Below are 14,878 nucleotides of genomic sequence, written 5' to 3' on the forward strand. Positions count from 1 at the left end.
CGCCGCGTCCCGCTCACGCCGATGGAAGGTCGATACGCTCGCCGTCGACGGACACGGTCGGATCCCGAATGATCCCATCGAGATGCAACGGGGCATCGGTATCTCCACCGATGCTTGCATCGTCGCCGATCGCGATGTGGATCGTTCCGGCCGCCTTCTCGTCGAGCAGCACCGACCCAACGAGTTCGCTCACCCCGACGTTGGTTCCGATTCCGAACTCCGCGAGGTTGTAGGCGTCGTCCCCGACGGACTCCGCGCCCGTCTCGACCTGCTTGCGGATCGCCGGATCCGAAATGGCGGTGACAGTCCCGTCCTCGACCTCGAAGGTCAGTCGTTCGTCGGGATCCAACAGTCCGTGTGGCCGCATCGTCCCGTCGACGACATAGGTTCCGGTTGCGGTCTCCGGTGAGATGAACACCTCGCCGGCGGGGAGATTCGAGAACGCACCCGGATCTCGAACCAGTCCCGTGTCCTGCCGCCACTCGCGGTCGCCCGGCTCGAAGGTGATGTCCGTGCCCGCCTCGGTGGTGACTCGGATCGTCTCCGCGCCCACGACCTGATCGTGGACGTCCGAACAGGCCTCCGCGATCGCCGAATAATCCGCGTCCAAGCCGGTGATGAACACCGATTCGGTGATTCCCGGAAGCGTTGCGCCGCGTGCCCCCCCCTCGCAGGCGGAGCCACGCGCGCGGGTGTGACTCAGGCTTTTGGTGGTCGGGGCCAGGAACGCGTCCGCGGCGCCCATCGCTGCCGCGACCGGCGCCGGGGGTTCAGCTCCGTGTTGTTCGCCCGGTGGGTATCGAAGGATCGTCACGTCCTCGGTACGCTCGCCGGCGGCGGCATACAGCGCCTCGCCGATCGAGCGGCGCTCGTCGTCGGTGATGACCACGACCGATTCGTCCTCCTCGATGCCCAGACACTGGCCGACGGCGGTCCTTGCTGCCGCCTCTAGTTCCGCCGGACTCACGCGCTCGGGGTCGTCGGCGTCCATACGATGACTTTCGTCGGCCTCCCGTTAGGATTTGTCATACCGTCTCGACCCCGATAGGAAGTAACTGTTTCAATATATATACGCCATTAGTAATTCAGTTCTCTGCTGATATCAATCAATTGAGTCGATCTATTACTCGTTTCGTAGTTAGCATAATAGTAACATTCTCGCAACTGTTATACGGATCGCGGGCGGATCCTCGGGTACATGATCCGCGTGGGAGTGAACGGATACGGGACGATCGGAAAGCGGGTCGCCGACGCGATCGCGGCCCAACCCGACATGACGCTCGTCGGCGTCGCAAAGACCCGCCCGAACTACGAGGCAGAAGCGGCGCTTCGGCGCGGCTACGACCTCTACGCCGCGATCGCCGAACGGGCCGAGGACTTTGTCGACGCCGGCGTTACCCTCGCCGGCCAACTCGACGATCTGATCGAAGCCAGCGACGTTGTCGTCGACGGCTGTCCTGCGGGCGTCGGCGAACGAAACCGCCCGCGCTATGCGGCCCACGACACGCCCGCGGTCTTTCAGGGTGGCGAGGCGGCTGACGTCGCGGACGTCTCGTTCAACGCCCGTGCGAACTTCGAGGACGCTCGCGACGCGGAGTACGCGCGAGTGGTGTCGTGTAACACCACCGCGCTCTCACGACTTCTCGCGCCTCTCGATGAGGTTTTCGGCGTCGAGAAGGCCCGCGTCACCTTGATCCGACGCGGCGGCGATCCGGCCCAGACCGACCGCGGCCCGATCAACGACGTCGTTCCCGATCCCGTCGAGATCCCCTCCCACCACGGTCCCGACGTGAACACGGTCCTGCCCGGAGTCGACGTCGACACGCTTGCGGTGAAGGCGCCGGTGACGCAGATGCACACCCACGGCCTCAACGTCACGCTTCGATCGACCCCCGACGCCGCCGAAGTTCGCGACCTTCTCGCCGAGGAGTCGCGGGTCTTCATCATCCCCGAGGAGGCCGACATCGACGGTGGTGGCGCTCTCAAGGACTACGCAATGGATATGGATCGCCCCCGAGGCGACCTCTGGGAGAACTGCGTGTGGGGTGAGTCCCTCCACGTCGAGGGGTCGGACCTCTATCTCTTCGAGAACGTCCACCAAGAGGCGGACGTCGTCCCCGAGAACGTGGATGCGATCCGCGCGATGGCGACGGGCGTTCCCGCCGCCGAGTCGAGGGCTCGAACCGACGAGTCGCTCGGGATCGGACTCGAGAGTCTCTTTGAGACCTCGTCGACCGGAACGGGACTCGTAACCGCCGACGATTGAGGTCTGCTATTAACTGAATCCCACCCACTCCGCGTTACCCTTCGTCTTGGCCGAGGTGGAACTTCCGTTATTCTTCGCTCCGTGCTCGCCCTCGCTCGAGCGCCTCGACGGCCGGTAGCGGTTCGCCGGTGAGCGCCCGGATGTAGGCACCGCCGGCGATCGAAACGTGCGAGAAGTCGTCCTCGTTCAGATCGTACAGATCGATCGCCCGGGCGGTGTCGCCCCCGCCGACCACCGAAAAGCAATCGGAACCGGCCATCGCCTCGAGCACGCCGACCGTGCCGACCGCGAACCGCTCGTCCTCGAAGACACCGAGCGCGCCCTTCAGAAACACTGCCTCGGATTCGCGGATGATCGGCTCGTAGGTCATCACGGTCTCGGTCCCGACGTCGAGATACGGATTCGTCTTCTCGTCTATCGCCTCGACTGCCACTTCCGTTCGAGCACCCTCCTCGTCCTCGTGAGCCAGATCGACCGCAAGCGAGATCCGGTCGCCGTACTCCTCGAGAAGCGACTCGATCGTCTCGTGATTCTGCTCCCACTGGTCGTCGAAGCGGTCCATCCCCTCGAGATCGTACCCAACCGGATAGCCGGCGGCTCGCAGGAATAGTTCGCCTGCCACGCCGCCGAGCAGGAACCGGTCGACTCGCTCGCCGAGTGCGTCCATCACGTCGATGACGTCGGTCGCTTTGGTCCCACCGACGACCATCGTCACCTGCCCGTCGAACTCGCGGGTGGCGATCGCGGTGTTCGCCTCGTATTCGGTCTCCATCACCCGGCCAGCATACGCCGGCAACACGAGCGGAAATCCGACGAGCGAGGCGTGACTCCGGTGGGCCGCCGAGTATGCGTCATTGACGTATGCATCGAAAAGCGGTGCAAGCGTCCGGACGAGCTCCGTTTCCGCCTTCGTCTCCGGGTCCGCCTCGGGAAGTTCCCCCTCGGACATGCGGACGTTCTCCAAAAGTAGGATCTCGCCGGGCGAGACGGCCTCGATCGCCTCGATCGCCTTCGAGCCGTTCGTGTCCGGAACGAACGCCACCTCTCGTCCGACGTGGCGCTCGAGGATCCGCGCGTGGCCCGAGAGCGTCGTGAAGTCGTCGTTTCCGGGACGGCCCTGGTGGGCCAGACAGACGACGCGATGGCCGGCCTCAGCCAGCTCGCGGACCGTCTCGGCATGTCGCGTGAAGCGTTCGTTGTCCTGCGGTTCTCCGTCCTCGATCGGTGAATTGAGATCGAGCCGAACCAGGACGCGTGAGTCGCTCGGCAGATCGTCGATCGTCTCGAACCGTGCCATACCGAACGCAGGTGACGTGGCCACTTAGCCATACGTGAAACGGACGCGGAACCGGATTTCGATGTGGCTGGGGCGTCAGTTCTCGGTGACGTAGCTCGCCATGTCGAGCATCCGGTTCGCGAAGCCGTACTCGTTGTCGTACCAGGTGAGTATCTTCAACAGCTCTCCGTCCGCGATCACGTTCGTCGACGGCAGATCGACGTAACTCGAGAAGGGTAATCCGACGATATCCCGGGAGACGACCTCGTCGTCGGTGTAGCCGAGAACCCCGGCAAGCGGTCCGGAGTCGGCGGCGTCACGGAAGGCGTCGTTGACCGCTTCTACGGTGACCTCCGCCTCCGTGTCGACGACGAATTCGGTCAGCGATCCGTTCGGGACCGGGACGCGGATCGCCATCCCGTCGATCTTGCCGTCCAACTGCGGAAGGATCTTTGTCGCCGCGTTGGCTGCGCCGGTCGTGGTCGGCACGATGTTTTCGGCGGCGGCGCGACCTCGGCGAGTCTTCGCCATCGGTCCGTCGATGAGGTTTTGTGAGCCCGTGTAGGCGTGGATCGTGGTGAGCGTCCCCGACCGGATCCCGAACTCCTCATCGAGCACCTTTGCGACGGGGGTGATGGAGTTCGTCGTACAGGAGGCGTTCGAGACGACTGACTCGCCGTCGTACTCGTCGTGATTGACGCCGTAGACGAGCTGCTTGACGGGCTTTTCCCCTTTCGGCGGTGCCGAGATGACCACCGTCTCCGCGCCGCCTTCGAGGTGCGCGCTCGCGTCGTCCTTCGTGCGGAAGACGCCAGTACACTCGAGGGCGACGTCCGCGCCGAGGTCGTCCCACGGGATCGAGGCCGGATCCTGTCGGTTGTAGATCGGAACCGAGCTTCCACCGATCGTCAACGCGCCGTCCACGAGTTCGACTCCGTCGATCCGCCCCATCACGGAGTCATACTTCGCGAGGTAGGCGGCGTCTTCGGCGTCCATCACGTCGTTGATCCCGACGAGTTCGATTCGGGGGTGTTCGAGGGTTGCTCGGAACACGTTTCGCCCGATACGCCCGAACCCGTTGAGCCCCACACGAACGATCTCCGAGTCAGCGACGTCGTCCGCGGCGTCCAGATACGATTTACTCATAGTTGAAGTAATCCCGTCCAGACTAAAAACTGTTCAGATCGCTCTCGTGTCATGTTCGCCCCCTCGTTCCCGGTGGACGGAAGGCTTATCGGGATTCCGGCCGTCGATCCGGGCATGAACAGGGACGACCGTGACGACCCGTTCGGCGATCTCTTCGAGGAGATCGAGCGGATGATGAACCAGATGGCTGGCGCCGACGAGAGTTCCGCTGACGGATCCGGATTCCGTTCGGAGACGCACGTTGACACCTATATCGAGGACGACGTGGTTCGGCTGGTCGCCGACCTGCCGGGCGTCTCCAAGGAGAACCTCTCGTTGCAGTGTGACGGCGAGACCCTGACCGTCTCTGCGGCCTCCGACCGCCGCGAGTACGACGAGCGGATCTCGCTTCCGGTTCGCGTCGACGAGCGGTCGGCTTCGGCGACGTTCAAAAACGGGGTCCTCGAGGTCGTCTTCGATCGCGCCGACGACTCCGCGTCCATCGACCTCGACTGATCACCGGCGAGCACCACGAGCGACAGGATCGACGCCGTCCGCGATCGTTTGACTCGCGAGGCGGCTCCTTCGTTCTCGATCCGTTCGTCCGTCAGATTCGACCCGCAGTCTCGCGTATCACTCCGGCCAGTTGATCGTAGAAGTCCGTCTCGTACTTTTCGGCGTCCACCGTCGGCCGGGCGTTCGTTTCCACGACGACGAGCCGATCGTCCGTCTCCAACAGGTCCACACCGAGATAGTCGATCCCGAGCACCTGCGCGGTTCGCTCGGCCAGTTCGCGGTGGCGACGCGGCAGGTCGACGCCGGTCGCCTCGGCACCACGGTGGACGTTGTGTTTCCATCGCCTGTTCTTCTTGCTCCCCGATCGCCCGGTCGTTTCGGGGAGCCGACGTTCGACCGCGCCCACGTACTCCCCGTTGAGGACCATCACGCGGTAATCGCGGGCTTCGGGGAGAAACTCCTGGATCAGATAGGATTTGTCGCCGGTCGCCCGATAGTCGTGAACCAGATTCACGTGGTCGATCGTCCCCGAGAGGTCGTCGACGTCGGACGCTTTGGTGACGCCGATCCCCCGGGTCGTCGAGTTCGGCTTGATTACGACCGGAAACGTCAGATCGGCCTCCTCGATCGCCGCGATCACGGCCGACTCCTCGACCGGATTCGAGACCATCACGGTTCGTGGTACGGGTATTCCGGCGGCGTCGAGTGCGCTCGTCACCGCCGCCTTGTTGCGGGAGGTCACGACGGCCTCACGGTCGTTCACCCATGGAATCGACAGCCGAGCGGAGAGCGCCCCGCCCTCCATCAGGCGGGTGGGATAGATAAATCCGACATCGACGTCCTCGGGCGCCGGATCGACCGGATCAGCCCGCCGATCGCCGTCCGACGTGAGTTGGATCGTCCGCTCTTTCGACCGGAGGTGAACGACGTCGATCCCGCGCTCGGCGAGGGGACGACGGACCCGGTCGAACGTCTCCGCGCGGCTGCTCATCGCGAGCCGAAGCATCGATCCACGGAAGGTGGGGCTCCGTGATATACCCGTCGCGTTGCTGCTCAGCGGCGAATCGCGTTAGTGCTGAACGGCAAATCGAATCGATGACGAACGGCGAAAAACGGATGCGATAGCGGGCGAAACCGACCGAAAACGAGGCCGTCGAGTCGGTCTACGAGATGAGGAGCTTCTCGCCACGCTCGACGGTGATCCGACAGGAGGGTGACATCTTGTTGTAGGCCCGGCGGAACGCCTCCTTGACCTCGGTGGCGTCCTCGGGGTCACAGTAGGCCGTGAAGATGGCCTCGTTTGCGTTGACGCGTGCGGCCGTCCCGACTGGCTTGCCGAACGCCTGGCGCATTCCATCGGAGACGCGGTCCGCGCCCGCGCCGGTCGCCTGTTTGTTCTCGCGGATGACCTGGTGGGGGAACTTTCGAAGGACCATCTTGTATTCCTTCTCGCCGATCTCCTTGATGAGGTGACGGTTGGCCGAAAGCCGCGCGCTCTCCAGTGAGCCGTGGCGGATCTGGAGTTTTTCCTCGACGCGGAGGCTGATCTCCACCTCGTAGTCCTCGGGGTCGGCCTGCAGGTCGCCCATATTGTGCTGTGCGACTTTCGAACCCGGAATGCCCGTGATGTACTCGCGTCGCGTGTACGAGGGCTTACTGATCGTCCGGTACATGGATGCCGGCTTTTCTGACATGGTTACTTGTCGTCTCTAACCTCCGCTTCGCGAATAAACCCTTCGAAAGAACCACCGGATATCGCCCCGTCAGGGCCTCCCACGCCGAGTTCCTCGACACCGTCCCGAATCGACTATTCGTTCCGGTCCGGGACTGAATCGTCGTCGACCGCGACCGTGGATCCATCCGTCCCCGTTCCCGCTGTGTTTTCCCTCGCTCCGTCATCTCCACCCGATCCACCACCCCCGCCGCGTGGCGCGGGGTCGATCGCGGCGTGTTCGAATCCCCGCTCATCGAGCAACTCGGCGGCTCGCTCCGTGAGCGAGGGAGACACGAGGATTCCACGGACGTCGTCGGGATCGATCCCGGATTCGCCCCCGAGTGCCTCGACGTAGCGATCGAGTTGGCTTACGGCACTCGGACCGACACGCCGGCGTTTCAACTCGAGGACGACCGGGTTCGAATCAGCGTCGACACAGAGGATGTCCATCGGCCCGGCGGCGCTGTCGCGTTCGATCCCGACCGGCTCAAGGCCCGCCTCGACGAGGTCCGGATCCTCGAGGATCCGTCGACGGAGATCCGCCTCGCTGCCGTGGACCTTCAGATCGCGACCTCCAGTCACGTCCATCGCCGACATCTGTTCGACGGCGGCAAACCGGACGGTGAGCGTTTCCGCGGGCGACGTTCGGACCGAGCGCACCCGAAGCCGTCCCTCCCGAACCGCGGCTCGGTGTTCGGATCCCGGCGGCTGCCAGTTCACCGGCGTGCGCTTTTCGTCCGTGTGGACGAGCGCTGACCCGTCGGGTTTGAGCACCAGCAGTCGACGACCCATCCCGAGCGTCGAGGCGGCGCGACCCTCGTAGTCGACTCGACACTCGCCGAAGACGGTTATCAGGTCGCCGCGATCGAAGGCGGACTCGAGCGCCCACAGCGCCTCGCGGTGGCTCGGATCGTGAAGGGTCCGTACGGTCACGACCCGTGGATACGGGTTCGGCGGTCAAAAGGTCGCTGACGCGCCCCCTTCGTTCGGATGCGGACGTCCGGTCGGCCGATCACTTGTCCACTTTGAACGTCTCGAGTGCCTCCTCGTCCAACTGGACGCCGTGGCCCGGCGTCTCCGGAAGCTCGATCATCCCCTCGTCGTTCGGTGCGAGCGGTTCGGCGACGACGTCGTCGAACACCTTCACGTCCATGTCGCGGTAGAAGTACTCCACCCATAGACCGTTCTCGATCGCGCCCAGAAGCGACGCGTGGAGGTTCCAGTTGTAGTGGGGCGCGATCGGCACGTCGTGGGCGGACGCGTAGTTCGCGATCCGAAGCCACTCGGTGATCCCGCCACACACCGTCGCGTCCGGTTGGAGAATTCCCGCGGCACCGCCGTCATAGAGCGCGGCGAAGTCGTGCCGTGTCCCCTCCAGTTCTCCCGTCGCGACCGGGTAGTCGATGGCGTCGTTGACCTGGCTCATCGTCTCGACCCGGTCGATCATCACCGGCTCCTCGATGAAGTACGGGTCGTAGGGTTCGAACGCTCGGCAGGCGCGCACCCCTTCGGGCGTCGAGGCCCACACGCCGTTGGCATCGAGTAGGAGCGTCCGGTCGGGACCGATCTCATCGCGAACGGCCGCGACGCGCGCCTCCTCCTCGGGTACCGACCGGCGCCCGACCTTCATCTTCACGACGTCGTGGCCCTCATCGAGATACCGACTGATCTCTTCGCGGAGCCCTTCGTGTCCCTTCTCGTCGCGGTAGTAGCCCCCGCTGGCGTAGGACGGAACGGCATCGGAGTTGCCGCCCAACAGCTTGTAAAGCGGCTGATCGGCCGCCTTCGCCTTCAGGTCCCACAGCGCGATATCGACCGTCGAGATCGCCCGCAGGAACAGGCCGGTCCGGCCGATCTGGACGTTTCCGTCGTACATCTCCTCCCACAGCCGCGTGGTGTCGCGCGGGTCCTCGCCGAGGAGGACCTCTTCAAGTCGCGATTCGACGGACTCGGCGACCAGTTCCGCCGCCTCGTATCCCAACGAGTAGCCGACTCCCTCCAACCCTTCGTCGGTCCGAATATGCGTGATCGCGTGGTCGCGATAGTGGATCGTCCGGTTCGAGAACGAGACCGGCTCCGCAAGCGGGATCTCGATCGGATATGACTCGACGGAAGTTATCTCCATACCGGCCGCCCAACGCCGACACATATATTTCCTCGCCTCCAGGCGAGTTCTGTGATTATTCGTCGGTCGTCACTCGTCGTGTGAGAAAACGCGAAAACGTAGCCGTGTGCCGATACGCCCTCGAGATCGCCGAAGACCTTACAGTCGGGTAAGGTTCTTCGCGCGCGGGCCCTTGGGGGCGTCCTCGATCTCGAATTCGACCTCCTGTCCCTCCTCGAGATCGGGGCCGCCGATGTCCTCCATGTGGAAGAAGACGTCGTCGTCCGCGTCCTCAGTCGAGATGAAGCCGTAACCGCCAGTGTCGTTGAAGAAATCAACCGTTCCGGTTGCCATTGCACCCGTACGGACGAGACAGTCCTGCATAAGGGTTGTGTCTTGGATCGCTCAGGGGACGTAGCGCCGCTGGAACTCCTCGTCGGATTTCGTCAGATAGATGATCCCCTCGATGAAGCCGACGATCGCCGGGATCCCCGTCCAGAAGAAACAGAGATACAGGATACCCATCTTCGTTTGCCCGAGATAGAACTTGTGTACGCCGATCCCGCCGAGCAGCAACGCGAAGATACCCGCCGCGATTCGGTCCTTCTCGTTCGAGGACCCCGTTCCAGTCGGTCTGACGCCACACTCAGGACAGATCTCGGCTTGCTTTTTGATGATCGAGCCGCAACTCGGGCAGTATTGTTCGTCCGGACCGGGTCCGCCTTGAGTCGCTTTCTCTGCCGTTGCGCTCGACGCGGCCGACGTGTCCTCAAAATCCTCTGCCTCGATCGACGGTTCGTCGTCGGTGACGGGGTCGTCCTGCTCGCCCGGTTCGTTCTCCGACTCGCTCGGTTCTCCGGACTCGGTCGATTCGTCCGGTATCGGATCGTCGTCTGGAGGACCTGCCATACGTTTTCGGTGTTCCCGCGAGTATTTATAAGCAGGTGACCGTTGCCCCCCGTCACGATGTCCTCGATCGCTGCTGTGAAAGCGCTATCACGGCGAGTACGGCGTATCCCGCGCCGACGACGAGCACCCGTAGATCACCTCCCAGGAGGAGTCGTCCGAGTCCGAGCCCGTAGGCGATACCGAGCAGGCCACCCGTGATCGTCCGAACCGCGTTCGACCCGCTGATCGGCCGAAACGCCGTGATCGCCCAATCGACGAGCGCGAAGATCGGCAGGATGGCGATCAGAACCAGATGGATCCTGGCGCTCCCGCTCCCGAGTAGAAACCAACCGACTCCGACGAGGATCCCCGGGTAGATCCCCGAACATCTCGCGCACAGATGAACCGGTCTCGATCCGATCCGTACTCGATGACATCGATCGTACTCCTCCGGCTCGTGATGTGAGAGCAGGTAGCGGCGCGTCTCGGCGATTCCCTTTCGAAGTTCCCGCTTGAGGACATCACGTTCCACGTCCGCGAGGAGGACGCGGCCAGTGAAAAGGATCCTGGCCATTTGCTCCGTCCACGCTCCCGGAATCGGTGGGTCACGCCCCCGAGAACGATGACCGACGTTTCCGGGAGGATGACCGACGTTTCCGGGAGCGGTGACTCACGTTCTCACTTTCTCCACGGATGGTGTTCGGCCCTCCGGATGGAAAGGTATAGGACGGAGACGCCACCACGAGTATATAAACAGATGAGTGACGAGGGATACGACCACGCGGCGATCGAGCGCCGGTGGCAGGACGCGTGGGACGAGACGGACGCGTATCGCACGCCCGACGACGTCGAGGACCCGACCTACGTCCTCGGGATGTACCCATACCCCTCGGGGAAGCTACACATGGGCCACGTCCGGAACTACACGATCACGGACGCGTATGCCCGATACCGGCGGCTGCGAGGCGACGACGTACTTCACCCGATGGGATGGGACGCCTTCGGCCTCCCGGCGGAGAACGCCGCCAAGGAACGCGATACGAACCCCCGCGACTGGACGTTCGACTGCATCGACACGATGAAAACGCAGATGCGCTCGATGGGCTTCGGCTACGACTGGGAGCGGGAGATCACCACCTGCACGCCCGAGTACTACGAGTGGAACCAGTGGCTCTTTCGGCGATTCCACGAGGAGGGACTCGCAGAACGGCGTGACGCCGAGGTGAACTGGTGTCCGGAGTGTGAGACCGTTCTGGCCGACGAGCAGGTCGAGGGCGAGGAGGAACTCTGCTGGCGATGTGACACCCCCGTCGAGCAGCGCGAACTCGAACAGTGGTTTTTGAAGATCACCGAGTATGCCGACGAGCTCGTCGACGGTATCGACGATCTGGAGGGATGGCCCGACTCCGTCCGCCAGATGCAGCGCAACTGGATCGGCCGCCAGTACGGTACCCGACTGCCCTTCACGATCACGGGGACGGAGGGCGAATCCGGCGAGGCTGACGAGACGGGCGACGAAGCTGGTGACGGCCACGATTACGGTACTGTCGAGGCGTTCACCACCCGTGCCGACACGGTCTTCGGTGCGACCTTCTTCGCGCTTGCGCCCGACCACCCGATCGCAGAGGAACTGGCCGAGACGGACGAGGCGGTCCACGAGTTCATTCACCACGAGGCAGATCCCGAGGGTGACGAACCCAACGGCGTTCGAACCGACCTCGTCGCCACGAATCCCGTCACGGGAGAGGCCATTCCCGTGTTCGTCGCCGACTTCGTCCTCTCGGACGTCGGAACGGGCGCGTTGATGGGCGTGCCGGCCCACGACGACCGCGACCATCTCTTCGCCTCGAAGATGGATATCCCGATCAAGCCGGTAATCGCCCCCGAACCCGACGACTCGGAGGGTGCGGAACCCGAACCCCCCGACGTGAGCGAGGGGGCGTTCACAGACGACGGCGTCCTCGTGAACTCCGGGGAGTACTCCGGACTCGATAGCGAGACGGCCCGCGAACGCATCACCGCCGACACCGACGGAGCCGAGGAAGCCACACAATACCGGCTTCGCGACTGGGGCATTTCTCGACAGCGCTACTGGGGGACGCCGATCCCGGTCGTTCACTGCGAGGAGTGCGGTCCGGTATTGGTTCCCGAGGCGGACCTCCCGGTTGAGCTCCCCGAGTTCATCAACACGACCGGTAATCCCCTTGACGCCGCCGACGAGTGGAAGGAAACGACCTGCCCCGAGTGTGGTGCGCCAGCGACCCGCGAGACCGACACGATGGACACCTTCGTCGACTCCTCCTGGTACTTCCTGCGATACATCTCGCCCGATCTGACGGAGGCGCCCTTCGATCTCGAACGCGCCAACGACTGGATGCCCGTCGACCAGTACGTCGGCGGGATCGAACACGCCGTGATGCACCTGCTGTATAGCCGGTTCGTCACGAAGGTCCTCGCGGACACGGAGGGACTCGCTCACCGCGAACCGTTTACGAACCTGCTCGCACAGGGGATGGTCCAACTCGAAGGCGAGAAGATGTCGAAATCGAAGGGGAACGTCGTCTCCCCCCAGCGGATCGTCGAGGAGTACGGTGCCGATACGGCGCGGCTGTTCATGATGCAGGCGGCCCAGCCCGAGCGTGATTTCGACTGGTCGGAGGAGGGCGTCCGTTCGACCTATCGATTTTTGACTCGGCTGAAGACGCTTGTCGAGGAAGACGCCGACTCGCTGACCCAGGCGGACCCGGAGGAGGCGGACACCGATGCGTCCGCTGAGGAGTATCCGATCGCCGGGTACGTTGCCGACGAGATCGATGCCACGATCGCGGTCGCGACCGAGGAGTACGACGATCTCACGTTCAACACCGCCCTGCGCGAGACGCAGGGACTCGTCGGGACGCTTCGGAGCTACACGGAGTATGTCGACGATCCGGATCCCGCGGTCCTCGAACGCGGCCTCTCGGTTGTCATCCGACTTTTAGCACCCGTGACGCCGCACCTCACGGAGGAACTGTACGCGACTCTCCGGGACGTGGATCCGGAGGCTGTGGCGGCGGATTCCGACGCCGACGTGGAGTCCATCGTCGAGGCGGGCGTCGTCGTGGGAGCCGACTGGCCGACCGCCGACGTCGATCGCGAGACCGCAGAAAAACGCCGTCAGCTCGTCGAGAACACCCGTGAGGACGTTCGGCAGATCATCGATGTCGCCGGCATCGAGGACCCGGAAGCGATCGAGGTAGTCGTCGCACCCGACTGGAAATACGACGCCCTCTCGATCGCGATCGACAGCGAGGCCGACAACCTGATCGGCGAGTTGATGGCCGAACCACACATCCGCGAGCAGGGCGACGCGGCCGCATCCTACGGTCAGGATCTACAGGCCGACCGTGAGGCTCTCTCGATGACGCTTCGGGGCGACGCTGAATTCGACGCACTCCGGTCGGCAGCCTGGCTGATCGAACGCGAGTTCGACGCGCCCGTTCGAGTCGTCCGTGCTCAGGATGCCGCCGACGACGTGGCACGACAGGCGGAGCCGGGTCGACCGGCGATCAACATCGAGGAGTAAACGGTCCCCTTCGGCACGCTTTTGAGTGCTCCCCGGCTATTTCGGATGATGAACGTTGTCACGCTCGGCCCTGCCGGCACCTACTCACACCGTGCTGCCCGGGCTGTCGCCGATGACGTCGCGTTTCGCGAATCGGTCACGGCGATCGTCGAGTCCGTTTCAACGGGGGATTTCGACCGCGGTGTCGTCCCGATAGAGAACAGTATCGAAGGCTCCGTCACGGAGAGTCTCGACGCGCTTGCGGACGAGAAGGTCGCGGTCGTCGAGGAGATCGTCACGCCGATCCGCCACGCCCTCCTCGCGCAGGCGGAGGACTTCGACGTGGTCGCGAGCCACTCACAGGCGCTCGCGCAATGTCGCTCCTTCCTCGAACGCGAGTATCCCGACGTCGACAAGGAGGCGGTCGCTTCGACGGCTCGGGGGGTAGAGCGTGCGCGCTCGGACGCCAGAGTCGCCGGCATCGGCCACCCCGACAACGCCGAACCGATGGATGGTGAGGGGACGAGCCTTCGCGTCCTCGCCGAGGACATCCAGGACCGGTCCTCGAACGCGACGCGATTCCTCGTCATCGCTCCCGCATCGGAACGCACTCGGGCAGGCGGGAAGACGACGCTTATCGTCTATCCCGATGCCAACTATCCGGGACTCCTCCTGGAGATGCTCGAGGCGTTCGCCGACCGTGACATCAATCTCTCGCGGGTGGAATCCCGGCCGAGCGGCAACCGCCTCGGGGACTATCTGTTCCACTTCGACATCGAGGCCGGCCTGTATGAACCCCGTACCCAGGATGCACTCGAGACGCTCGAAGGGATCGCGGAGAACGGGTGGGTGCGTGTGCTCGGTTCCTACGATACGACCCACGTCGTTTGACGGTGATACGACTCACGTCATTTGACGACGGCGTCGTGGTCCGCCGGGTCGAGCACCGGCAACGTTGCGTTGAAGTCACTTGCTGATCAATTACCATGTATGCCACGACGTGATCCGTTCGAGGAGATCGAGCAGCTCTTCGATCGAATGGGCCGCGAGTTCGAGCAGATCGGCGGCGATCTGGAGAGTAGCCTCGGCGGCGGCTTCAACGTCGATGTCACGGAGGACGACGAGACGATCACGGTCGTTGCCGACCTCCCGGGATACGATCGTGACGAGATCGACGTGACACTCGCCGACCGAACGCTCACGATCGCAGCCGAACGGTCCGAGGAGCACGCCGACGAAGAGTCCGATGACGACGTCCAGTATCACCGCCGCGAGCGTCGGAGCCGCTCCGTCTCCCGACGGATCCGGCTTCCGGCTGACGTCGACGAGTCCGCGGTGTCGGCCAGTTATAACAACGGCGTATTGACGATCGAACTCCCGAAACAGACCGCCGATGCCGGCGGCCACCACATCGACGTCGAGTGAGAATCGCATTCGGCGGAAGC

At 63.9% G+C, this 14,878-nt stretch carries 15 protein-coding genes; 5 read left to right on the forward strand and 10 right to left on the reverse strand.

Annotated features, from left to right (window positions below; genetic code table 11):
- Nucleotides 1-13 precede the first annotated feature (13 nt).
- Nucleotides 14-991, reverse strand: coding sequence for an aminopeptidase (locus tag ACERIT_RS06290; RefSeq protein ID WP_373673988.1), 978 nt, complete (start codon nt 989-991; stop codon nt 14-16).
- Between the two features lie 207 nt (nt 992-1,198).
- Between ACERIT_RS06290 and ACERIT_RS06295 the strand changes: the two genes are divergently transcribed.
- Nucleotides 1,199-2,266, forward strand: coding sequence for a type II glyceraldehyde-3-phosphate dehydrogenase (locus ACERIT_RS06295; RefSeq protein ID WP_373673989.1), 1,068 nt, complete (start codon nt 1,199-1,201; stop codon nt 2,264-2,266).
- Between the two features lie 67 nt (nt 2,267-2,333).
- On the opposite strand, the gene pgk is transcribed toward ACERIT_RS06295, so the two are convergent.
- Together pgk and gap are read right to left on the reverse strand one after the other, a co-directional pair.
- The gene (gene pgk, locus ACERIT_RS06300; RefSeq protein WP_373673990.1) at nt 2,334-3,563 is read right to left on the reverse strand and encodes a phosphoglycerate kinase; all 1,230 of its coding nucleotides are present in this window, start codon (nt 3,561-3,563) and stop codon (nt 2,334-2,336) included.
- Between the two features lie 75 nt (nt 3,564-3,638).
- Nucleotides 3,639-4,688 carry a type I glyceraldehyde-3-phosphate dehydrogenase gene (gap, locus tag ACERIT_RS06305; RefSeq protein WP_373673991.1) on the reverse strand — a complete coding sequence of 350 codons (1,050 nt, stop codon included), beginning with the start codon at nt 4,686-4,688 and terminating at the stop codon, nt 3,639-3,641.
- 114 nt (nt 4,689-4,802) lie between these two features.
- Here gap and ACERIT_RS06310 point away from each other — a divergent pair, with 114 nt between their 5' ends.
- Nucleotides 4,803-5,183 carry an Hsp20/alpha crystallin family protein gene (locus ACERIT_RS06310; RefSeq protein ID WP_373673992.1) on the forward strand — a complete coding sequence of 127 codons (381 nt, stop codon included), beginning with the start codon at nt 4,803-4,805 and terminating at the stop codon, nt 5,181-5,183.
- A 91-nt stretch (nt 5,184-5,274) separates the two neighbouring features.
- Here ACERIT_RS06310 and ACERIT_RS06315 read toward each other — a convergent pair whose 3' ends face one another.
- The 7 genes from ACERIT_RS06315 to ACERIT_RS06345 all read right to left on the reverse strand — a co-directional run bounded on the left by ACERIT_RS06315 (nt 5,275) and on the right by ACERIT_RS06345 (nt 10,463).
- A complete protein-coding gene (locus tag ACERIT_RS06315) occupies nt 5,275-6,189 on the reverse strand; it encodes a RimK family alpha-L-glutamate ligase (RefSeq protein WP_373673993.1) in 915 nt (304 codons plus the stop codon).
- A 157-nt stretch (nt 6,190-6,346) separates the two neighbouring features.
- Nucleotides 6,347-6,877, reverse strand: coding sequence for a 50S ribosomal protein L16 (locus ACERIT_RS06320; protein ID WP_373673994.1), 531 nt, complete (start codon nt 6,875-6,877; stop codon nt 6,347-6,349).
- Between the two features lie 113 nt (nt 6,878-6,990).
- A complete protein-coding gene (gene nucS / locus ACERIT_RS06325) occupies nt 6,991-7,830 on the reverse strand; it encodes an endonuclease NucS (protein ID WP_373673995.1) in 840 nt (279 codons plus the stop codon).
- 79 nt (nt 7,831-7,909) lie between these two features.
- Complete coding sequence (locus ACERIT_RS06330; protein WP_373673996.1) at nt 7,910-9,022, reverse strand: mandelate racemase/muconate lactonizing enzyme family protein; 1,113 nt, start codon at nt 9,020-9,022, stop codon at nt 7,910-7,912.
- Between the two features lie 138 nt (nt 9,023-9,160).
- Nucleotides 9,161-9,355, reverse strand: a complete 195-nt coding sequence (locus ACERIT_RS06335) for a cold-shock protein (protein ID WP_373673997.1) — start codon at nt 9,353-9,355, stop codon at nt 9,161-9,163.
- 51 nt (nt 9,356-9,406) lie between these two features.
- On the reverse strand, nt 9,407-9,910 hold the full coding sequence (locus tag ACERIT_RS06340) for an NINE protein (RefSeq protein ID WP_373673998.1): 504 nt from the start codon (nt 9,908-9,910) through the stop codon (nt 9,407-9,409).
- 52 nt (nt 9,911-9,962) lie between these two features.
- Nucleotides 9,963-10,463 (reverse strand): DUF2085 domain-containing protein, encoded by a 501-nt coding sequence (locus ACERIT_RS06345; RefSeq protein ID WP_373673999.1) that lies wholly within the window; start codon nt 10,461-10,463, stop codon nt 9,963-9,965.
- A 183-nt stretch (nt 10,464-10,646) separates the two neighbouring features.
- Between ACERIT_RS06345 and leuS the strand changes: the two genes are divergently transcribed.
- From leuS to hsp14, 3 genes are all read left to right on the forward strand, one after another.
- Nucleotides 10,647-13,454, forward strand: a complete 2,808-nt coding sequence (gene leuS, locus ACERIT_RS06350) for a leucine--tRNA ligase (protein ID WP_373674000.1) — start codon at nt 10,647-10,649, stop codon at nt 13,452-13,454.
- A gap of 48 nt (nt 13,455-13,502) precedes the next feature.
- Nucleotides 13,503-14,324 (forward strand): prephenate dehydratase, encoded by an 822-nt coding sequence (pheA, locus tag ACERIT_RS06355; protein WP_373674001.1) that lies wholly within the window; start codon nt 13,503-13,505, stop codon nt 14,322-14,324.
- 99 nt (nt 14,325-14,423) lie between these two features.
- Nucleotides 14,424-14,858, forward strand: a complete 435-nt coding sequence (hsp14, locus tag ACERIT_RS06360; RefSeq protein WP_373674002.1) for an archaeal heat shock protein Hsp14 — start codon at nt 14,424-14,426, stop codon at nt 14,856-14,858.
- Nucleotides 14,859-14,878: the final 20 nt, after the last annotated feature.

This window comes from Halopenitus sp. H-Gu1, from assembly GCF_041821145.1.
Taxonomy (GTDB): Archaea; Halobacteriota; Halobacteria; order Halobacteriales; family Haloferacaceae; genus Halopenitus.